The following is a 20603-nucleotide window of genomic DNA, read 5'->3' on the forward strand; positions in this document are numbered from 1 at the left end:
GGCCAGCGGATTGTCCGAGCCTTTGCCTTCGAAGGGAATCCGGCCGATACCGGGGAAATATTCTTTGCTGCCGATGAATGGGGACTTGTTCATGAGGGTGTTCCTGTCGTTTTCCCTAGGGAGAGTGGAGGAGGTCGTTATGCGGCGTGGGCCGACCGCACTGCGGCGAGGTGGTCGAGAAAGCGCCGGTAGGCTTGCTGGTAGGCGGGCACACGGCTCGGATCCGGCACGCAAGCCAAACCTCGATCGCTGGACACATGCAGGTCGACCAATTCGGGCAGCGACGCCGTATCGCCTTCCGCGTTTCGCAGCGACCACAACGCTTGCAATGCCGCGCCGAACGCAGCGCCTTCCGTCTCCTGCGGCACTTCCACCGGCAGATCGAACACGTCGGCGATCATTTGACGCCAAGCTTTGCTGTTTGCGCCGCCGCCGGTCAGCACGATGCGGTCGAACGCCATGCCGGCGGTGAGGAAAGCGTCGTACCCGTATCTCAGAGTGAAGCTCGCCCCTTCCATCGCTGCGCGATAGAGCGACGCCGGCGTCGAGTTCTGCGTATCCATGCCGTGGAGCGAACCGCGCGCATTCGGCAAATCGGGCGTGCGTTCGCCGCTGAAGAACGGCAGCAAAGTCAGGCCGCCGGCACCCGGCGGAGTCGAGTCGATCAACGGATCGCCTTCGCTGGTCTTGACGCCCAACGTGCGCGCGATGGTTTCCGTGGCGCCGGTGCAATTCATGGTGCAGATCAGCGGCAACCAGCCGCCAGTCGACGAGCAGAACGCGGCCCATGAGCCCGCTGGGTCGATCACGGGCGTGTCGGAGTAGGCGAACAGCGTTCCGGAAGTGCCCAGGCTCATCGACAGACGACCCGGCACCACGCAGCCGGTACCGATGGCCGCCATCATGTTGTCGCCGCCGCCGACCGCGACGCGAATCGCGTGCGGCAGTCCGAGCGCGTCGGCGATCGCAGGCAGGATCGCGAAGGTGGCGCCCAGTTCGACCAGCGGCGGCAAGCACGACGAAAGATCGCGATCGGAATCGATGGCGGCCAGCATTTCTTTCGACCATTGCCGTGTGCGCACATCGAGCCAACCGGTGCCCGAGGCATCGCCGAATTCGGTGAAGCGCTCGCCGGTGAGGTAGAAGTTGAGATAATCGTGCGGCAGCAGGATCGTCGCCAGCTCCTCGTACACCTGCGGCCGATGCTTGCGTGTCCAAGGCAGTTTCGACGCCGTGTAACCGGCCAGGATGGGATTGCCCGCGATCTCGATGCAGCGCTGCGCGCCACCCACGGCATCCATGATCTCGTTGCACTCGGCGCTGCTGCTGGTGTCGCACCAGAGCTTTGCGGTTGCAAGGACTTCTCCGTCGTTGTCCAGCGGCACGAAACCATGCTGCTGCCCGGACACGGCCAGCGCGGCGACATTGCGGCGAATGCCGGGATTTATGCCTGCGAAGCACACTCTGATGGCATCCACCCAAGCCTGGGGATGCTGTTCGCGGCTGCCGTCTTCGCCGGCAATGAGCTCCAGCGGCGCGCTGGCCGCCGCTACTATCCGTCTGGCCTCAGGGTCGTAAACCACCACCTTTACGCTCTGGGTCCCGGCGTCGATTCCGGCAACGAGAGTCACGGCGAAATCGCTCTATCGGTAAAAAAGTTAGCGCTACCATTTTTGCGGCAAAAAAAATGGCGACCTGGGAAAATGAGTGCGCGCACTTGCTTGTGGATCCGGACCTGGGGAGATCGCACTTTAACCAGAGCCTCGAAAAAAAGCCTGCTGCAGCGCGGAATCTTTTTTAAAACAGAGACTTAATTAGATTGGTCAGGTGAATTCACGAGTGCTCGGCTTGGGGAGCCATGCGTCTTCCCGCCCTCTTGCTGGCTGATTAGGCTGGAACCCTACTCTTCCGACATCAGCATGCGGCAGATCGCGCCGATGCAGGCGCCGCTTTCCACGTCCAGGATCGGCGAATGCCCGGCGTCGCCACGTGGGAAAGGCACGAGCGGTTCCACCAGAAACACCACCGCGTGCGCGCCAGTCAGGCCGGCCGGAATCTCGAAGTCCTTACGCACGACATAAGCCTCCATATGCGTCGAGTTCTCGTCGAAGGAACGCCCGGGATCGCCGCCCCATTGCGCGCATGGCTGGTCTTCCATCGATTGAAGTCGCTGGCGGTCGCCGGACGCAATTCGCCACTGCGCAACGCCTCCACCAATCCTGCCTTGCCCATGGTCCGTGCGCGCACCGGTTCGGCGGGTGTCGCGAACAAAACCGGCAAGGGCGGCGGCGCGGGAACGACAGCGCTGGGCGCGGGAGCGACGGGGGGAGGTTCCGCCGACACCGCAGGCGCTTGCGGGATCTTCGCGGCAGACGTGGGGGCGACGGGCGTGGGAACCGAAGCCAGGGGCACTGGAGCTATGGGCGCAGCGTCAGGCGGCGTCTCTGCTACCGCGACGGCATCGGGCGCGAGCATGGCGCGCACCTGATCGAACTGGGTATAGAACCCGTAAGCCAACGCCAGCAGGGGAACCAACAACAACCATTCGTACTGTCCACGCCGGCCCTTCCCCTCCATCGTGCGCAGACGCACACGACCAGCTGCGTCTTGATCTTCGTCCCTGCTCCCGTCGTGCATCTCGCGCCCCCGTGATTCGCGGCGGAAACATAGCAGAAGATCGCCTCGGCAGGTTTCGGCCCGCTCTCGCGGGGACCGCATGCATCAGCGCGGAAGGATCCGTCAGCCCGCCTTGCACGGGTCGGGAAGCAAGGCGAGGAGCTGCGACAGGCGATAGGGCTTGGGCAGGAATTGGATACCAGCGGGGATCGACGGCAGCTGCGCGCGCGCGTGTCCCGATACCAAAACCATCCGGGTTTGCGGATAACGCGCCTCGATGAGCTCGGCAAGGTCGAGTCCCGATACTTCACCGGGCATGCTGACATCGCTGATCACCACATCGTAGCTGCCGCTCGCCAACAGCCGGATCGCTTCGGTTCCTTCCGCCGCGACCACCACGTGATGCCCCTCATCGCTAAGGCTGTCCGCTATCAGTCCGCGCAGATCTTCTTCGTCTTCGATGAACAGGATCGAGGCCATTGTCAGTCCTTGGCAGTGGGAACGCAGAGTTGAATGACGGTGCCTACCTGTTCCTGGCTTTCAATCGACGCGAAGCCGCCCGATTGCGCCGCAAAACCGAACACCTGGCTCAGGCCCAAGCCACTGCCCTTGCCGACGTCTTTGGTAGTGAAGAAGGGCTCTGTGGCGCGTTCGGCGACCTCGGGCGACATTCCGCTGCCGTTGTCGCCGACGCGAACGCAAACGAAATCCTGCGATCGGTCTTCCGAATCACTCTCCGCACGATGCACCAGACAAGTGGACACGGTGACGGTTCCGCCACGGGGCATGGCATCGCGACTGTTGGCCACCAAGTTCATCATGCTGGCCTCGAACTGCGCAGCGTCGATGAACACCGGCGGCAGGTTCGGCGCGAGATCGACCCTGAATTCGACCGCCGGCCCGCACGTGCGCCGATAAAGCTCCATCGACCGGGCCAGAAGCTCATTGAGGTCGTGCCGTTCGGCGACCAGATTCTGGCCGCGGGCGAAACTCAACAGCTGCCGGGTCAACAACGCCCCTCTATCGGCCGCGCGCATGGCCGTATCCACCAGCTCTTTGGTGCGGGCATCGGCCCCGGGGCGAACAGCGATCATGTCCAGGCTATTGATGACGACGGTCAACAGATTGTTGAAATCGTGCGCCAAGCCGAAAGTCAGCTTGCCGATGGCTTCGATTTTTTGCGATTGGACCAGCGCCTTTTGCGCTTCGATCAATCGGTTGTTCGCTTCGAAGCGTTCGGTGACGTCCCGCGTTACCTTCGCATAACCGATCAACTGCCCGTCATGCCAGATCGGATCGATGACGATGCTGGCCCTGAACCGCGTCCCGTCTTTCCGGAGCCGCCACCCTTCCGCTTCGTATTTCCCGTGCGTGCGCGCCGCCTCGAGGCCCAACTCCGGCATTCCCTTTTCGACATCTTCCGGAAGATAGAACTTGGAGAAATGCTGCCCGATGATTTCGTCCTGGCTGTAACCCTTGATGCGCTCCCCGCCGGAATTCCAGCTTCGCACATACCCCTGCTGATCGAGCATGTAGATCGCATAGTCGGTAACGCTTTGGATCAACAACGATAGCTGGCGCACTTCGTAGCGCAGATCGACTTCGGTTGCGTCTTTATCGAAAGCGAGCATAGCGACGCCAGTTTGGGGAACGGAAGGTCATTGCATGAGGGAAAAGCACGCACGCGAACATGCTTTCGGCAATTTTGGCGCACCCCATGCGAAATCTAGGCGAAGAAGCCCCTCGCGCGTCTTACGCTAGCAGAGGCGGGCGTTACGGCCACGTCAGGGTCCGGCGGGACGCAATCGGGCGATATCGATCTAAACAGGGGCAACCCGCGTTCGCGAGGAAGCCCACTCCGCCTACGATCTCGGCGATTCCCGGTGCTTGGACCCACGCAGGAGCCGCACGAGTACGGGCCTGACACCCAGGTGCACAGCGGCCGATATCCCCGCGATGATCGAGCCGACGAGCGTGGGCAGCACGGCACCGAAGGTGAAGGTCATGCCCAGGACGAACCCGAGCACGCATTCCGCCCGATACACGCGCAGCAGCAAGGCGAGTACGAACATGCCCAAGAACAGAGAGGACGCCGCCGTTTCATAGCCGTGGGTGAAGCAGACCGATAGCAGGACGCCAAGTAGCAGCGCACCCGCGAAACCGGCAACGACACTCGCCCCCGCCCTTGGTACGGCTTCCTTCCCAGCCGACGACACAGACGCCCGCGTCAGCGCCAGCCCGCTGAGGAACCAGGTGAGCGCCGGAAGCAGAAGCAAGCCCCATGCATTGGAAATCGCAGGCAAGTCGGCCCGGTTCAGAAGGTGATGGCTTACCACGCCTCCGTTGAAATGCTCCCAGGCCAGATGCGCCGATTCAGCAAGCGTCACCGCCATGGTGAGCCAGACGCGTATCGACGAGAGTCGCCGCATATTCATGTCGTTTCCCCTATCGCCTGGCCTCATCTGCCTCTCCCTCACCGGCTTTCAGAAAAGCTACAGGGTTCGGATCGCCTATGCGCATGTCTTTCGGTGTGGTGACCTATGGCGATGGTGATCTACGGTTCTCCGACCCTCGCTTTATGTGCGTTTCTCGCGGAATTCACATGCCCGAAACCCTCACGCGCGCACCCTCGCGCCGCACGCCGGACTGCAGTGCCGGCGCCTCTGGAGAGGAGACGAAGATGAAGAAATCCACACTCTCGCTTTTGTTCGTGGCCAGCATGACGCTGGTGGCGCCGGTGGCGTTCGCCGGCGATGGCGGAAACAGGAAGATGGACGCCGATGGCGACGGCACGGTGTCCGCCGCCGAACACGAAGCCGGCGCGAAGGCGATGTTCGAGAAGATGGACGCCAACAAGGACGGCAGCGTCACCGCCGCCGAAATGGATGCTGCGCATGCGGCGATGGGCAAAAAGAAGAGAGAGGGCGAAATGTCGTCCGTGGAGAAGATCAAAGTGATCGACAGCAACGGCGACGGCAAGCTTTCCGCCGACGAGCACAGCGCCGGCTCGCGGGCGATGTTCGAGAAGATGGACACCGATAAGAACGGCTCGTTGAGCCAGGCCGAGAACGAGGCCGGTCACAAGACGATGATGACCAAACATTGACGGCGACTGCCGACATTCGGTTTTCCTCTCATGACCGTCGGTAAAGACAAGGCGAAAAGCGCCAATAACGGATGGAAGACCTGCAGCCGCGGGCACAAGTACCGCGGCTCCGGTCCCTGTCCGAAATGCTGGCCAGGGAAGGCGCGTAAAGACTAGATTCCGCAAGTTCGGTGCACGTAACGAAGCCGCGGAAGCTATGCCGGCGCGGCAGCGCGTAGCAGCCGAGCCAGCCGCTCGGGATCGATGGCATCGAAATGCATCTCGACCAAGCCGGCCGATGCCGGCTCGCCCAGCAAATAACCTTGTAGTTCATCGCACCCTATGGTGTTGAGGAACTCGGCCTGGGCCGTCGTCTCCACCCCTTCGGCTACCACCCGTAATCCAAGTTCGTGCCCGATCCCGACAATGGCCCGCGATATAGACGCGTCGAGCACGCTTTGCGGCAGTCCGTGCACGAAAGTCTGATCGATCTTCAATTTATCCAGATCCAGCTGTTTGAGATAAGCCAGGCTCGAATAGCCGGTGCCGAAGTCGTCCAGCGTCAGCGTGGTGCCCAATGACTTGAGCATGGCGAGCTCCTCTTGGACCCGCGTCAGGCTCTCCATTACCGAACTTTCCGTGAGTTCGATTTCGATCATCTCGCCCGGCACCCCGAACTCGCGCAGCGCATCGCCCATCGCTCGGGCCAGGCCCGGCCGCCGCAACTGCTGCGGCGATACGTTTACCGCGATGGTGAAGCCGCGATGGCCGGCATCCAGCCAAACGCGCGCCTGGCGGCAGGCCTCGCGTACCACCCAATTGCCGATTTCAGACATCAACCCCAACGCCTCGGCGATAGGAATGAAGCGCGCAGGCGAAACCTCACCGAGCGAGGCGCTGTGCCATCGCAGCAGGGCTTCGAAACCGGTGAGCCGCAGATCGGAAGTCGCGAACTTCGGTTGGAAGTGGAGCGCCAGCTCCCCTGCCTGCACCGCACCCCGCAGCTGCGCGCCCTTGGTGAGGCGCTCCTCGATGTCATGCATGTCCGCGGTAAGGAAAGGACAGACGCAGTCGCGACCCAGACCCTTGCCCCTCTCCGCAGCCGCCTGGGCGCGGCGCAGCAGGTCCAGCGCTACGTTCCCGTGCGCGGGCGCGCAACTCATGCCGATCGTGGCGGTCAACAGCACCCGGTAGTCGTCGGTTCCGAACGGGATGGACAGCAGGGTCCGAATGCTCTCGGCGAGCAGCATGGCCGAGGTCGCGTCGCCGCCCTGCTGGATAACGACGAATTCGTCGCTGGCAAAATGACAAACGGCGACCTGCTCGCTGGAAAGGGTCTGAAGCCGAACGCCGACGGTTCTCAGCACCTCGTCTCCCAGCGCATGCCCGATGGATTCATTGATCCCGAAGAAACGGTCCAGATCGATCAGCATCACGGCAACGAACGTATTGCCGCCTGCCAGCATCCCGATCAGGCGCGGCTCAAGCACGACATAACGATCCAATCCCGTCACGATGTCGCGCCTGGCATGATCGGCCACCGCCGCCGTCAACCGCTGCTGCTCGCTCAGATCGCGAATAAAGGCGGTGAAACAAGGGCTGGCTTCGATATCGCTTCGCGTCACCGTCAGTTCGATCGGAAATCTCTCTCCCCCTGCGCGGATGGCGACGAGCTCCAGTCTCCGGTCCAGCAAGGTGGTTACCCCGGTCGTGATGTGCCGCATCAAGCCTTGGCGATGACCCTCCCGCAGATCGGGCGGAATGACGACGTCTGCGATATCCAGTCCGACGACCTGCTCGCGCGCCCAGTGGAACATATGCTCGGCGGCTGGATTGAATTCCCTGATATGCCCAAGACCATCGATAACGATGATCGCATCGAGAGCCGACTGTACTATCGCCCGGTATCTCGCTTCGCTGACTGCATGGGCAGCTTCGCTGTGGATCGTTGCGATGTGCATTGGCCCCCCTCAGGGGCTGCTCTGCGCGATGCCGAGCACTGTCTAGAACCTGTATACGCCTATCCGTGCGTTTCAGGGGGTGAACGGTCGGATCCTGCGACCGCCGGACGCTAGAAGCGGGCATTCGCGTCGTCTTTGCATATTCATAGGTAACGTGTAGCGTCCTGTCCTTGCCGCGTTTCCACCCCGATCAGGAGCCCGCGATGGCCAATCTTCCTCGTTCCACCGCCGATGATTTCGACCCTGCCGTCATGCGCCTGTTCGATCAGTACGTGCATGGCGATATCGACCGCCGCGGTTTCCTGCAGGGCGCCGCGCGTTTTGCCGCTGGCAGCGCGGGTGCCGCCGGATTGCTGGCCGCACTGACTCCGCAGTTCGCGGCCGCGCAGCAGGTCGCATCGGACGACAGGCGGCTGTCGGCGCGCTACGTGGAATTCCCCTCGCCCCAAGGCTATGGCAACGGCCGGGGTTATCTGGTGAAGCCAGCCGCGGCCGACGGACCCTCGCCCGTGGTGCTGGTAGTGCACGAGAACCGCGGCCTCAATCCGCACATCGAGGACATCGCGCGGCGCCTGGCGCTGGAAGGTTTCATCGCCTTCGCGCCCGATGCGTTGTTTCCGCTCGGCGGCTATCCCGGCGACGAGGACGCGGCGCGCGCGCTGTTCGCGAAGCTGGAGCAGCCGAAGAGCCGCGAGGATTTCCTTGCCGCGGCCGAATTCCTGCTCGGCGTGGAAGACGGCAACGGCAAATTGGGTGTAGTGGGATTCTGCTACGGCGGCGCCATCGCCAACTTCCTCGCCACGCGCATGCCGCAGGTTATCGCAGCGGCTCCGTTCTACGGCGGCGCGCCGGCGACCGAGGACGTTGCCGACATCGAGGGCGAACTGCTGGTGGTGCTGGCCGCCGACGACGAGCGCGTCAACGCCGGCTGGCCGGCGTACGAACAGGCCTTGAAGACGGCCGGCGTGCGCTACACGCTGCTGCAGCCGGCGGGCACGCAGCACGGCTTCAATAACGACACCACGCCGCGCTACGACAAAGCCGCCGCAGCGGAGGCGTGGAAACAGACGGTCGCCTTGTTCAACCGCACGCTGCGCAACCAGTAACCGGGGAGGGCTAAATGCCGCACCCCGGGGTCGTGGAGTCGCCGCGCAACACGCCCGGACGCTTTTCGCTTACCGGGCTTTGCAGCTTCAGAGCTTCAATACACCGTTCTCGACTATCGCCTTGCCATCCAGCATCACCGTGCTGCCCGGCAGGAACAGGGTCAGGCCATACGGCACCGAGTTGTCGCCACCGGCCCACGTATTGACGCCGGTACCCACGGTCACCGCGCCGGCGGGCACCCAGGTACCGACCGTGCTGTTCGCCGGCAGCGTCACATTCGGGTTGATGCCGAGGTCGACGAAACCGAACAGATCCTTGCGCGCATCGTCGACCGCGTCGTACTGCGCCTTGAGGTCGGCATAGCCCGGCCCCGAGCCGGCCATCGATGTCGCCTTGCCGCCGACGAAAGTCAGGGTCAGATTGTCGACCTGCTTGCCGCGGAAGAAGGTGCGCGTTTGCACCACCTTGCCCTCGGCGGTGCCGGGCACCGGTGTGGTGTAGACCTCGCCTGCCGGCAGGAATACCGACACGGCTGCGCCGCCCTGCTTGATGTCGTCGGCGGAGACGATGCCGTCGCTGACCAGCACCGGCCTTCCTTGCACCCGGACTTTCAGGTCGGTGCCGTTCGGATTGGTGATATGCACTTCGTTGCCGCCGGCGAGCGCCGCCTTGATCTGTGCGCCGCGCGTCTGCAGTTCGCTGTAGTCGAGGTTGACGCCGTTCCAGAAAGTGTTGGATAGGGCGTCCAGGGTCATGCCGTAGCGTTCGGCGCGCCATGGCGTCGGATACAGGTCATTGCCGACTTCGATGGTGCGGATGTTGTTCTTCAGGAACGCCTGCACCACCGGTTCGTTGGCCTTGCCGCGCGTCGCCGTGCGCTTGGGATCGGCGCCCTCGAACAGGTTCTGGGTCATGTTGTTGTCGAGGCTGATGGTCGCATCGACAACTTTGGCCAGTTCCAGGCCAATCTCATCCGGCTGCGCGTCGTACTGTTCCGGCACGTCGAAGAACAGACGCTTGGACAGGCGATCGCTGCCGTACTCGATGATCGGTCGCGCACCCAACTTGCGCACATTGACGGCAATGTTTTCCAGCAGCTCTGCGTCTTGGGTGCGGCCGGTGATATAGACGATCTCGCCTTCCTTCACCGCCGCACTCTGGGTGACCAGGCGTTGCGCGAGTTGTTCCAGATCGGTGGGCGCAGGCTTGGGCGTTTCGCTGGCGGGCGCCGTTGCGGGGGCAGGTGCGGGCGTCGATGCGGGCGCGGCGCTGGTGGCGTCTTCCGGCGTCGAACGCTGGCAGGACACGAGTACTACGGAGGTGGCAGCCGCAAGGGCTGCTGCGATGAGCTTGCGTTTCATGGCAGAGTTCCTGGCTTGCCCGGACGGGCAGATGCTCACGGACCAACGCTGTGCATTCGGGCGAGCGGACACCGTTCATCGGCAGGCGCCTGGCCATGCGGCACGCACCGGAGTGAGCAACGTAGCCCGGGCGCGGTTCGCTTGCGGGCTGCGCCGGCTACGAATCTACGCGGTCTGATCGTCGATGGGCGCGCTCGGGCCGTTGACCTTTACCGAGGTGATTCCACCCTCGCGCGCCGCATCGGAGGAATACGTCTCGCTGCTGCCGATGATTTCGCCGTTGGCGGCCTTGAGGTTGAACATGGGCTTGCCGTTAGTCGCATTCTTGCGGACGTAACGTGCGTCGATGGATGAGTTTGTCTTGACCGACTGGATGCCGTTGTTGGCTGCGGCTTTGGTCGTGTAACGCTCGCTGGTAAGGATCGTCTCCCCGTTTCCAGCCTTCAGCACAAAGTGATACTGGCCGCCACTTGGCCCGGTCAATAAGTATCTGCTTGCCATCACCTAACCTCTCAAGGTCGGCGTATTGGAGCGTTTTCCGCCAATCCGCGGACACAAAGGTAGAAATAAAAGGGAACGGAGGCAGTCAAGCCGATTGGCTGCCTCCGTCCCTGCCGTGCCCCGGGTTCATGGGAGCACTCGGAGCTAGGCGGCGCAACGTAAATAGTTCACACCCCAGGGAAACGATCCTGCTGTCGAATCGGGCGCGCTCCTGCTCGGTTACGAGGATGATTCGGTGAAAGGCCGATTGGCGAAGGTCGCTTTGACGCGTCTGGAAATCAAAAAGTACGGCACCCAGACCAGCATCGCGATGCCTGAGCGGATCAATAGCGCGAGGTTCTCATAGTCGGTTCCTCGATCCGCGACCGAAGGGACTTGCCCTGCGAGGAGGTAGTTGACCGCCACGATGACGAAGCTGCCCATCAGCAGGCCGATGGCGGACTTCGGCGCATACGAGGAACGGACGACCAGCAATGCCAGAGTGATCATGGCCATTGCCCCGATGGCGATATTCCCCGCCAGATCGAAGAGGAGAACGCGTTGCCACATGGGATCGTAGACGGGCGAGTCGGGACGAGTGAGCGCTTCCCAGGTGCCGTCGCGGAATAGGGGCAGAAAGGTGGAAGAGATCAGCAAGCCGACCCTGACGATCTTCCAGATCACAAATCCGGTGAAGAGCAGCAGCCATCCCCACAAGCCGTCCAACTCATTTACTTCTTCGTCCACTTCAGCCCCCCGGCTTCCCCACCTGTCTAGTGTGCCCGATGCGCGCGCGGTCTGGGTTAAAGCCAAGCGCCGTTGGGGAATGGGGAGCTCGACCCGACTCCGTTATCAGCCCGGTACCGGCGGCAACGCAGGCGCCTCCAGCCCCCTGAAGGGATCGCGCCACGCGTCGATCTCTTCGAGTTGGCGATACCAGCGCTCGACGGACGGGAAGTCGTTCAGCGGCAGCCGCGCGACATCGTTGAAGGGCAGGAACGCCGCCATCCGGAAGTCGGCATAGGACACCGAATCCCCGACCAGCCATTCACGCCCGGAAAGCTCGGCATCGAGAATTGCGGCCGCCGTGCCGAAGCGCCTCAACCCGTCCTCGACCCGCTGCCGATCCACCGGGCCCAGCTGGTACCGCTGCTTTGTGCCGCGTTCGAAATGCACCATGTCGCAGGCTCTTGCGAAGTTTTCCTTGCCCCAGCTGAGCCATTGCATCATCTCGGGTTCGTCGTCGCCCGTGCGCCAGAAATCAGAACGCGCCTCGCGCGACAGCCGGCAGGCGATGGCGTCGGTCTCCCAGAGGCTTTTCCCCGCGCCCAGCAATATGGGCAACAGCAAATTCGGGTTAAGCGGGCGATACCGCTCGCTCTGGCCCGGCGCCAGCGGCGCGGCGAACTCGAACTCGACCTTCGCGTCCAGGTGGCGCGCCACCGCCACCGCAAGGCGTGGATTGGGATTGCGGCTGAAGAGCAGTTTCATTGGGTACCGGTCCTTTGAAATATCGGTCAAGGGTGCGAAGGAAAACGTACTCAGATGCTGTTCTCGGAACGCGTCCGCCGCTTTTAGTCGGTCCTGCTTATGGATTCCGCCGCCACACCACCGGTGCGAACCACGCTCGTATCGGGGGCAGGAACATCATGCAGCCCACGGCGATGCGCGTGACAATACGGGCCATCGCCAAACCTCCATCGATGAGGCCTGCGGTCCATGGCGTAAATGCCGCCAGCGAGATGACGGGTATAAAGGTCAACAGCACCACCCACATGCGCGCCCACTGCTTGCCGCGCAGCAGCGCCAAGCTGATGCCAGCGGTGAACACGCCAATAAGCACCCATGCGGGAATGGACAGCAGAGGTGCGTCCAACCCTTGAATAAGCGCGCTGATCAGGGCAAGTAGATAGGTGGCGACATACAGGCCCACCGTTAATTTGATGACCGTCGGTGCTACGGGCCGCGTTTCCTTCGGAAGCTCGGCAATTGGGGCCTGATAGGGATTGTCGTCGGCATCCATGCTGGAATGATAACGGCAGGACGGACTCATACGTGCCAGGCAAAGCGGTCAGAAAGAATATTGGCTTGGAACTCCGGTCTCTTTCCCAGCGCATGTAACCTCTAGCTTCCTGGATCACTGTCTTGATCATGGGCGATCGCCTTCGCCCAGTAGCGAGCTGACCGATGTCAGCCCATGGCCAAGCGCTATGGCATCATCGAAAAATAACCATAGGAAATGGAGCGCGAAACAAATGCAATCTTCCCAGGGTCCGTTCGACCTCAACCTGGCCTTCCCGCAATGGCAAGGTTCGGGCCGGCACCAGAACCTTCCGCGCGGTGCAGCAGCGGCGGCAGCGGTGTGCGGACAGTACGCGCCGCAGTCGCTGGTGCCGTTGAGCGACGGCAATGCGGAGAGTGCGCACGGCGTCCGGCGCTGGGAAGCGGTCTTCGCGCAGTTCCGCAGCGCTCAGGAGATTCTCGCGCGCTCCGGCGCCAAGCGCGTGCTGACCGCCGGCGGCGATTGCGCCGTGGATGTGGCAGTGATCGATTATCTAAACGGAATACATCCAGGCCTGCGTGTGATCTGGATCGACGCCCATCTCGACGCCAACACGCCCGCGACTTCCCCCAGCGGCAACTTTCACGGCATGCCGGTGAGCGCGATCCTGGGGCGCGCACCCGAGCCGATGCGACCCTTCCTGGGCGCATCGATCGATCCGGCCCGTTTCCGCTATTTCGGCATCAGGATCGGCGACGACGGCGACTGGGCGCTGCAACGCGAACTGGATCTGAAGGTGCTGGATTCCGAGACGCCCCTCGATGGGCCGGTTCATATCCATTTCGACCTGGATGTACTCGATCCGCACGAATTTCCTTACGTCGCCTATCCCGAAGGCGGCCTCGGAATCGAAGATGCGATCGCCTTGCTCGGCCGTATCGCGCGCGAAGCCGATGTGGTCGGCCTCACCGTGACCGAATTCGCCCCTTCCGATGAAGAGGAGGCCCGCGAAGGCAGCAAGGTGATTGCGAGGCTCTGCGAAGCGGTTATCAATCCATAAAGTGCGGACCAAAGGGCTGAGCAGAGAGGACATGGGGATCGGAGTGCTTTCGCGGGAAACTTACTCCAATCCTTGTTCGCTTCTGATCCCAGAACTCACCACCCGGAACGACCATGCAACAATTACTTGACGATCGCCCAGCCAGGACAACCATAGAGTTATCGTATTCTGCCGGCAGCGGCCGGATTCCTTCAGCAGCACGATGAAAACGCAACTATGACCTTCCAAGCGGATGCGGGTGCGTTGCCGTATGTACCACTCGGTGCTTTGTTGCGTGAGTGGCGCACCGCACGGCGTATGAGTCAGCTTGCCCTTGCCGTGGAAGCGGGGATGTCCGCTCGGCACCTTAGCTACGTAGAGACAGGCAAGGCGCAACCGAGTCGCGAGGTCATCTCCCAATTGGCGAATGCCTTGGAGATGCCGCTTCGTGAGCGCAACGCACTCATGATCGCGGGTGGCTATGCTCCGGAGTTCACGGAAAATGCGCTTTCAACCCCGGCACTGGAACGGATGCGACAGGCTATCGATCTGATCATTGCGCATCAGGAGCCATATCCAGCATTCGTCCTCGATCGGCACTGGAACGTGCTTAAGGCCAACCAGGCGGCGACGCGAGTCAACCGCCTTCTGATGAACGACCGAAACAGCCGACACACAAACCTGCTTCACCAAGTCTTCGATCCGGAAGACTTTCGCTCCGTCATTATCAATTGGGCTGAAGTTGCAGAAAAATTCATCCGTCACGCCCAGGAACAACTGGCCGCCTCGCCGACCGACATGGTTCTCCGTAATCTGGTGTCCGAATTGTTCCAGTATCCCGACGTGCCGGAGCATTGGCGGCGGCGGGATCTGACCAATGGGCCTGCTCCCGTTCTTACGCTCGCCTTCCACAGTGACGAAGGTGAACTCCGGTTCTTCGAGACTATTACGACTTTCTCCATGCCGCGCGATCTCACGCTGGATGAGTTACGGATCGAATGCGCATTTCCGGCGGACGATCATACGGCCGCCGTCTGCGCTCGATTGGCGAGCGCACCGCCTTGACTCGAATCGTCATGATGGGGTGTGTCGTTATGCGTAGGCTGGGTTAGTCCGCGAAGGGTTCTTTCGATGACCTCGGACGTTATTGATTGGCCGCAGACGCCCACTCATGCTCGGCCTTTCCTTAGCCTAAGGCCACCCACCATGCGTACCCGTACAAAATCGACGTCGCTGATTGCGCTGCTTCTCACCCTGACCACCTGGCAAGCGCAAGCCGCAACTACCACCCCAACGAAGGCGACGACCACGACGGCCGATGAAAGTACCGTGGCGTTCGAGAAGGCCGGGATTGTCGGCTTGCAGCATCAGCGACTTGCTGAACTGGCCGGCACTTGGAAAGTCACGCAGTCTTTGTGGATCGCCGGTGATCCTACCCCCAAAATCGATACCGGGAGGGCGACCTATGCGATGGTGCTCGGGGGACGCCACCTACGCCAGGATCTCCGGATCGACTCGCCAGACAAGGCGTTCGAAGCACTTGGCTATATAGGCTACGACAATATGATTGGCCGGTACTACAGCAGCTGGATGGACATCAACTTCACCGGCTTGATCGTCGCGTATGGCGACTACGACTCCGCTTCGCACACCTATACGTTCATAGGGACACTGCCGGGCCCCGCTGCCAGCAAGACAGTTCCATTGCGCGCGGTGTTAAAGGTCCTCGATGCCAATCACTTCACCTACGACTTCTACGAACGCCATGGCGGTAACGAAGCTTTGGCCGTTCGTCTCGAATACACCAGACAGGATTAGAGATCCATCGCAGGCATCGCATCACACCGCTGCCTCCGAGAATAGAGGCAGAATACGTTTCCTATCAAAAGTACTCTGACTACATTCTTTAGAACGCTGTCCGTCACCCCCACGCCGGCTGCCCAGGTTCCAGCGGAATACATCCCTCCCACCGCCCCGGAACAAGCACGAACCGCGTCGCCTGCGTCATCCCGATTTCCGACGTGAAGTAGGCGTGCAGCGCCAGCCCGCGCGCGACTGCGAACCAGTGCGTGTCGCCCGCTTGCTGCGCGGCGGTGTCGATCTCGCCGAGCAACTGTTCCCGCTGCGTCTGCGTCATCGCATCGAAGCTGGCGACGCCGCGGGCACGGCAAGTGGCCCGCAATTCCAGCAACCCGTTGGCGACGCGCTGTTGCGCTTCTGCTGACTGGCATTCGCTGAGCAGCAGGAACATCGTCGCGCCCACGCCGGCCGCCGCTGCGCCCGGCGAGGCGGCGGTGGTCGGCAGCAGCGTGTCGGCGATGTGGCCCAGCAGGGCTTCGTCGTCCAGGCGCAGACCTTTCGGAGCCGCCTTCTGGTCTTCGGGCTTGCAACCGGTTAGCACGGCGGGTGCGAGCAGCGCGCCGCCTAGCAGGGCCGATGCCGTCTTCAACGCTTCGCGCCGTGTCATCGGAACTATCGGAGGCCTCCGATCGCTCACAGGTTCTGTCTCCCCAATTCCTCGACCGCATGATTGGCCGCGCGTGCCGTCAGCGCCATGTACAGCAGCGAAGGAGTCTGGTTGCCGGTGGAGGTCATGCAGGCGCCGTCGGTGACGAAGACGTTGGGGCACGCGTGCAGCTGGTTCCAGCGGTTGAGCAGCGAGGTCTTGGGATCGCTGCCCATGCGGCAGCCGCCCATCTCGTGGATATCGCGCCCCGGGGACCAGCTGTTGTCGACCGTCTTGATGTCGCGACAGCCGGCGACTTCCAGCATGGCCTCGGCCTGCGTGCGCCAGTCGCGGATCATGCGCTCGTCGTTGTCGTCGTATCCCACCGAGGTGACCAGCAGCGGGATGCCCCACTGATCCTTTTGCGTCTCGTGCAGGCGGACGTGGTTGGCTTCCTTGGGAATCGTCTCGCCCTGCAGATACATATAGATCTCCCATGGCCCCGGCTGCGCCTGCGCGTCCTTATACGTGCCGCCGATGCGTGCGGACGTGACCTCGCCGCGCGTGCGGGACGCGCCGGTGAAAGTGGTGTAGCCACCGACGAAATCCATGTCCTGTTCGCCGAGGTTGCGGAAATTGGGGATGATGCACTCCGACGGCCTGCGGCCGTAGTGATAGCGATCCTCGAAGCCATCGAACTTGCCGCCGCCGGAGGCGCGGTAGTTCTGGAAGGCGACGTACTTGCCGAGCAGTCCGTTGTCGTTGCCCAGCCCGTGCGGAAAGCGCGACGAAACCGAGTTGAGCAGGATCAGCGTGGTGTTCAGCGCCGACGCGTTCGCGAAGATGATGCGGGCGCGGTATTCGGTGACGGCGTGGGTATTCGCGTCGATCACGCGCACGCCGGTCGCTCTGCCCTTGGCCTCGTCGTAAAGGATGGAATGCACCACCGCGTGGGAGCGCAGGGTCAGGTTGCCGGTCTTCTCCGCCCAGGGCAGCGTGGACGAGTTGGAGCTGAAGTAGCCGCCGTAGGGACAACCGCGCATGCACAGATTGCGCGCCATGCACGAGCCGCGGCCCTGCTGGGCATGGATTTCCAACGGTTGGGTGAGGTGGGCGAAGCGACCGTGCACCACATAGCGGTTGCCGTAGTGCGTGCGGATGCTGTCGCTGAGGTGCTTTTCTACGCAGGTCATTTCGAACGGCGGTTGGAACTCGCCATCGGGCATCGCTTCCAGCCCGTCGCGCGTGCCGGTCACTCCGATGAAGCGCTCGACATGCGAATACCACAGGGCGATGTCGTCGTAACCGATCGGCCAGTTGATGCCGTAGCCCTGGCGCTCGGGCGCGCTGAATTCGTACTTGCTCCAGCGCTGGCAGCCGCGTCCCCAGACCAGCGAGCGGCCGCCGACCTGATAGCCGCGCAGCCAGTCGAACGGCCGTTCCTGCACGTAGGGGTGTTCATTGTCCTTGATGAAGAAGTGCGCGTTGTCCTCGCCGGCGATCTTGCTCATGATCGGGTTGGCTTCGGCCAGCTCGCGCGGCATGACGCCGCGGTGCGGCAGCTCCCAGGGCGCCAGGTTGGCGGTGGGGTAATCCTTGATGTGGGCGACGTTGCGGCCGCGCTCCAGCACCAGCGTTTTCAGCCCCTTCTCGCACAACTCCTTGGCCGCCCAGCCGCCGGAAATACCGGAGCCGATGACGATGGCGTCGAAGGTGGTGTCGTCGGTCGCGGCGCTCATCGCGTGGGCATCAGCGCGCGGGCGTCAGGAGGAGGTTGCGGAATTCGACCGCGCCGTGATCGCCCTGCAGCAGCAGAGCGCCGGGAGCGCCTTCGTCGCTGTCCAGCGCGCCGCCAGTGATGCCGGGAATTTCCTGATCACAGATCACCGTCTCGTCGTTGACCACGACGGTGATCCTACGCCCGATCAGCGTGATGTCCAGTGACTGCCATTCGTTCGAGGCTTGCCCGCGTCTTCGCTGGGCGCAACGAAATCGGAAAACTGCGTGAAAACGGGGTCAGAAAACGGCAGAAAACGGGGTCAGAGTACCTTTCTTACTTGGAAAACGTACTCTCCTCCCTGCTTCGCCCTGTTTCTCCAAGGCCCCGGGCAAACAACCGCGTATCGATCGCTGCCGCCATCGCCTGGTAACCGATGTCGTTGGGATGCAGATGATCGCCACTGTCGTAGGCGGGCAGCAGGCGATCCGGATGCATAGGATCGCGCATCACCTTGTCGAAATCGATCACCGCATCGAAAGCGCCGGAACCGCGGATCCATGCGTTGATTACTTCGCGCTTGGCCTCTGCCGTAGCGGTGGGAGGCGCCGGAAAAGTCGTTCCGCCCCGGGGCAACACGGTAGCGCCCCAGATCTCGATGCCCTTGGCATGCGCACGGACAATCAACGTTTTCATGCCGTCGATGATTTGCTGCGCGGAGACTTTCTGCTCGGGCGCTGCCAGTACATCGGAAGCGGAAATGTCGTTGCCGCCCTGCAACAGCAGCACCCAGCGCACGCCGGGCTTGTCCAGAACATCGCGTTCGAAGCGCGAAAGCGTGCTCGGTCCCCGGTAGGGTGCAACCGCATCGTTGACGATGCGGTTACCGGCGATGCCCGAATTGACCACCGCGATCCTGGCCAGCGCCGGATCGGCCTGCAGGCGCTCCGCCAGCGCATCCGGCCAGCGTCTGTTCCGATTCTCGGTGGAACCGACACCGTCGGTGATGGAATCGCCCAGGGCGACGATGACCCGCGCGGCGGGAACGGCTGCCACTTCCACATCGGTCAGGAAGTAGCGGGTGTCGTCGGCTTCACCCTCGGGAACGAATTCGATAGACGCCGTAGCGTCGCCGGTCGCCAGGAATACGGCCTGGTTGCCGACCTGGTGCACGGTCGACGCCGTAGTGCTCTCGGGCAGGTAAAGACTCACCGCGAGCTCCTCTAGCGCGGACACCGGCAATGCGATCGCATCGCTGATCGCATCGCCTCCCGGGGGAATGGTCACCGTCGCCATGCCATCGAAGCTGGCCGCCTGATCGCTCCTCGGCTTGATCGCCGGTCCACCGGCGTACCGGGCCACGCGTACCGGACCGATCGTCAAAGGCATGCTGCCGAACAGGTTGGAGAGGCGGAGGCGCACGCTCGAACCGCCGATACTGGAGCGGACAATCTGGCGCACTGTCTGTGTTTCCAATGCCGGACCGGCGGCAACGGGTACGGCGCTCCAGGCGGAAACCCAATGCGGGCCGCTGGCGACGACATCCGAGTCCTCCCTTGCAAACGCAGCAAACGCCGTCGCCGTCATTCCGCAGAACAGCAAACCTGCGGCGGTCCGTTTCAATCTCCAACGTGTCATGGTCGCTCCTTGGCCCGGCGAATGCGGGCGGCGGGGTACCATGCCCGCCACGGGTCCGGAAAGTCCTGAAACCCGCGCTGAAACAACCTGAAAATTCCTGAAGAACACGCATCACCACCGGGACGACGCCTTGAATAGAACACCTGCGACCGCGCTTCGCATCGGCGACTGGGATGTCGATCCGGTATCGGGACAGATCTCCCGCGGCGGAGAAAGCATCCGGGTGGAAGCGCGCTCGATGCGGTTGCTGCTGTGCCTAGCCGAACGCGCCGGCGAAGTCGTCGGCGTCGATGAGTTGCTGGAGCAGGTCTGGCCGGGCGTGATCGTCACGTCGGATTCCGTCTACCAAGCGATCACCTCATTGCGCCGCTTGCTCGGCGACGACCCCAAGCGCCCTACTTACATCGCGACGGTGCCGCGGCTCGGCTACCGGTTGATCGCGGCGGTCGATGCAGCCACCGCCCTGCGCGTTCCTGCATTGGCGGCAAGCGGCGGAGCCTCAGGACTGTCGCGCGACGCTGTCCCAAGAACCAGTCCGCGTCCGGCGGCGCGCGCACTGCTGGTCGGCGTCGCGCTGATCATCGTCGCCGGCGCGATTTCCTACCTGCTCGTCGACCACCAGGCCGCCACTCAGGCGGGAAAATCCGCGCCGGTTGTGACCACGATGGCGCCAGCTCCGAAATCCATCGCCGTGTTGCCGTTCCTGGATCTGACCGATGCCATGAACGAGGAGCCCTTCGCGGACGGCATGACCGAGGAACTGATCGGCAAGCTGAGCAAGATCCATGGCTTGCAGGTGTCGGCGCCCACCGCTACGTTCTATTTCAAGGACAAGCAGATGGCGGTGGCCGATATCGCCCATTCCCTGGGCGTGACCTACATCCTGGACGGCAGCGTGCGCAAATCGGATGTCGCGCTGCGCGTGTCGGCGCGACTGGTGCGTGCCGACAGCGGATTCGTGGTCTGGTCGGAAACCTACGACCGGCCTTTGAACGACAAGTTGGCGGTGCAGGGCGACATCGCCGACGAAGTCGCAGCAGCGCTGGCGCGTTTGACGGACTGAGTATCGGGGTAGTGGCTTGGCCTTCAACCCGAGTCCGGCAACAGGACAGACCACGCTGTGCGCCGGCGTGGTCACGCGGGTCAAGCCA

The 20603-nt window shown here is 62.7% G+C and carries 21 protein-coding genes and 1 pseudogene; 7 read left to right on the forward strand and 15 right to left on the reverse strand.

Translation table 11 applies throughout. The features are described from left to right. Positions 1-137: 137 nt before the first annotated feature. The gene (xylB, locus tag J2W94_RS07145) at positions 138-1631 is read right to left on the reverse strand and encodes a xylulokinase (RefSeq protein WP_310091634.1); all 1494 of its coding nucleotides are present in this window, start codon (positions 1629-1631) and stop codon (positions 138-140) included. 269 nt (positions 1632-1900) lie between these two features. Further along, positions 1901-2074 carry a hypothetical protein gene (locus tag J2W94_RS07150; RefSeq protein ID WP_310091636.1) on the reverse strand — a complete coding sequence of 58 codons (174 nt, stop codon included), beginning with the start codon at positions 2072-2074 and terminating at the stop codon, positions 1901-1903. 15 nt (positions 2075-2089) lie between these two features. On the opposite strand from J2W94_RS07150, the gene J2W94_RS07155 reads away from it, so the two are divergent. Next, on the forward strand, positions 2090-2488 hold the full coding sequence (locus tag J2W94_RS07155; RefSeq protein ID WP_310091638.1) for a hypothetical protein: 399 nt from the start codon (positions 2090-2092) through the stop codon (positions 2486-2488). A 251-nt stretch (positions 2489-2739) separates the two neighbouring features. Here the strand turns inward: J2W94_RS07155 and J2W94_RS07160 are convergent, their stop codons facing one another. The 3 genes from J2W94_RS07160 to J2W94_RS07170 form a co-directional block, all read right to left on the reverse strand. Beyond that, on the reverse strand, positions 2740-3096 hold the full coding sequence (locus J2W94_RS07160) for a response regulator (protein WP_310091640.1): 357 nt from the start codon (positions 3094-3096) through the stop codon (positions 2740-2742). Positions 3097-3098: 2 nt separating this feature from the next. After that, entirely contained in the window at positions 3099-4247 is a 1149-nt protein-coding gene (locus tag J2W94_RS07165) for a PAS domain-containing sensor histidine kinase (protein ID WP_310091642.1), read from the reverse strand. A gap of 231 nt (positions 4248-4478) precedes the next feature. Continuing rightward, positions 4479-5051, reverse strand: a complete 573-nt coding sequence (locus tag J2W94_RS07170; RefSeq protein ID WP_310091644.1) for a hypothetical protein — start codon at positions 5049-5051, stop codon at positions 4479-4481. A 167-nt stretch (positions 5052-5218) separates the two neighbouring features. Between J2W94_RS07170 and J2W94_RS07175 the strand changes: the two genes are divergently transcribed. Then, positions 5219-5722 carry an EF-hand domain-containing protein gene (locus J2W94_RS07175; RefSeq protein ID WP_310091648.1) on the forward strand — a complete coding sequence of 168 codons (504 nt, stop codon included), beginning with the start codon at positions 5219-5221 and terminating at the stop codon, positions 5720-5722. 194 nt (positions 5723-5916) lie between these two features. Here J2W94_RS07175 and J2W94_RS07180 read toward each other — a convergent pair whose 3' ends face one another. Continuing rightward, positions 5917-7662 carry a putative bifunctional diguanylate cyclase/phosphodiesterase gene (locus tag J2W94_RS07180; RefSeq protein ID WP_310091651.1) on the reverse strand — a complete coding sequence of 582 codons (1746 nt, stop codon included), beginning with the start codon at positions 7660-7662 and terminating at the stop codon, positions 5917-5919. Between the two features lie 203 nt (positions 7663-7865). On the opposite strand from J2W94_RS07180, the gene J2W94_RS07185 reads away from it, so the two are divergent. Beyond that, positions 7866-8768, forward strand: coding sequence for a dienelactone hydrolase family protein (locus J2W94_RS07185; protein WP_310091653.1), 903 nt, complete (start codon positions 7866-7868; stop codon positions 8766-8768). 87 nt (positions 8769-8855) lie between these two features. Here the strand turns inward: J2W94_RS07185 and J2W94_RS07190 are convergent, their stop codons facing one another. The 5 genes from J2W94_RS07190 to J2W94_RS07210 form a co-directional block, all read right to left on the reverse strand. Continuing rightward, the gene (locus J2W94_RS07190) at positions 8856-10130 is read right to left on the reverse strand and encodes an aminopeptidase (protein WP_310091655.1); all 1275 of its coding nucleotides are present in this window, start codon (positions 10128-10130) and stop codon (positions 8856-8858) included. Between the two features lie 165 nt (positions 10131-10295). Then, positions 10296-10631 carry a YegP family protein gene (locus tag J2W94_RS07195; RefSeq protein WP_310091659.1) on the reverse strand — a complete coding sequence of 112 codons (336 nt, stop codon included), beginning with the start codon at positions 10629-10631 and terminating at the stop codon, positions 10296-10298. Between the two features lie 219 nt (positions 10632-10850). After that, positions 10851-11423, reverse strand: coding sequence for a DUF2569 family protein (locus J2W94_RS07200; RefSeq protein ID WP_310091662.1), 573 nt, complete (start codon positions 11421-11423; stop codon positions 10851-10853). A 39-nt stretch (positions 11424-11462) separates the two neighbouring features. Beyond that, on the reverse strand, positions 11463-12101 hold the full coding sequence (locus tag J2W94_RS07205) for a glutathione S-transferase family protein (RefSeq protein ID WP_310091665.1): 639 nt from the start codon (positions 12099-12101) through the stop codon (positions 11463-11465). A gap of 97 nt (positions 12102-12198) precedes the next feature. Beyond that, the gene (locus J2W94_RS07210) at positions 12199-12633 is read right to left on the reverse strand and encodes a hypothetical protein (protein ID WP_310091668.1); all 435 of its coding nucleotides are present in this window, start codon (positions 12631-12633) and stop codon (positions 12199-12201) included. Between the two features lie 232 nt (positions 12634-12865). Between J2W94_RS07210 and J2W94_RS07215 the strand changes: the two genes are divergently transcribed. The 3 genes from J2W94_RS07215 to J2W94_RS07225 all read left to right on the forward strand — a co-directional run bounded on the left by J2W94_RS07215 (position 12866) and on the right by J2W94_RS07225 (position 15469). After that, positions 12866-13672 carry an arginase family protein gene (locus J2W94_RS07215; RefSeq protein WP_310091671.1) on the forward strand — a complete coding sequence of 269 codons (807 nt, stop codon included), beginning with the start codon at positions 12866-12868 and terminating at the stop codon, positions 13670-13672. A 216-nt stretch (positions 13673-13888) separates the two neighbouring features. Then, positions 13889-14716 (forward strand): helix-turn-helix domain-containing protein, encoded by an 828-nt coding sequence (locus J2W94_RS07220; protein WP_310091674.1) that lies wholly within the window; start codon positions 13889-13891, stop codon positions 14714-14716. Between the two features lie 141 nt (positions 14717-14857). Further along, positions 14858-15469 (forward strand): DUF1579 family protein, encoded by a 612-nt coding sequence (locus J2W94_RS07225; protein ID WP_310091677.1) that lies wholly within the window; start codon positions 14858-14860, stop codon positions 15467-15469. Between the two features lie 103 nt (positions 15470-15572). Here J2W94_RS07225 and J2W94_RS07230 read toward each other — a convergent pair whose 3' ends face one another. The 4 genes and pseudogenes from J2W94_RS07230 to J2W94_RS07245 form a co-directional block, all read right to left on the reverse strand. Further along, on the reverse strand, positions 15573-16118 hold the full coding sequence (locus J2W94_RS07230) for a gluconate 2-dehydrogenase subunit 3 family protein (RefSeq protein WP_310091679.1): 546 nt from the start codon (positions 16116-16118) through the stop codon (positions 15573-15575). 26 nt (positions 16119-16144) lie between these two features. After that, complete coding sequence (locus tag J2W94_RS07235; protein WP_310091682.1) at positions 16145-17836, reverse strand: GMC family oxidoreductase; 1692 nt, start codon at positions 17834-17836, stop codon at positions 16145-16147. A gap of 10 nt (positions 17837-17846) precedes the next feature. Next, positions 17847-18050: pseudogene (locus tag J2W94_RS07240) on the reverse strand (family 16 glycoside hydrolase); the annotation flags it as partial. Positions 18051-18150: 100 nt separating this feature from the next. Then, complete coding sequence (locus tag J2W94_RS07245; protein WP_310091685.1) at positions 18151-19452, reverse strand: SGNH/GDSL hydrolase family protein; 1302 nt, start codon at positions 19450-19452, stop codon at positions 18151-18153. Positions 19453-19582: 130 nt separating this feature from the next. Between J2W94_RS07245 and J2W94_RS07250 the strand changes: the two genes are divergently transcribed. Beyond that, positions 19583-20515, forward strand: a complete 933-nt coding sequence (locus tag J2W94_RS07250) for a winged helix-turn-helix domain-containing protein (protein WP_310091690.1) — start codon at positions 19583-19585, stop codon at positions 20513-20515. Positions 20516-20603 lie beyond the last annotated feature (88 nt).

It is taken from the genome of Pseudoxanthomonas sacheonensis, from assembly GCF_031455975.1.
GTDB classification, from domain to species: domain Bacteria; phylum Pseudomonadota; class Gammaproteobacteria; order Xanthomonadales; family Xanthomonadaceae; genus Pseudoxanthomonas_A; species Pseudoxanthomonas_A sacheonensis_A.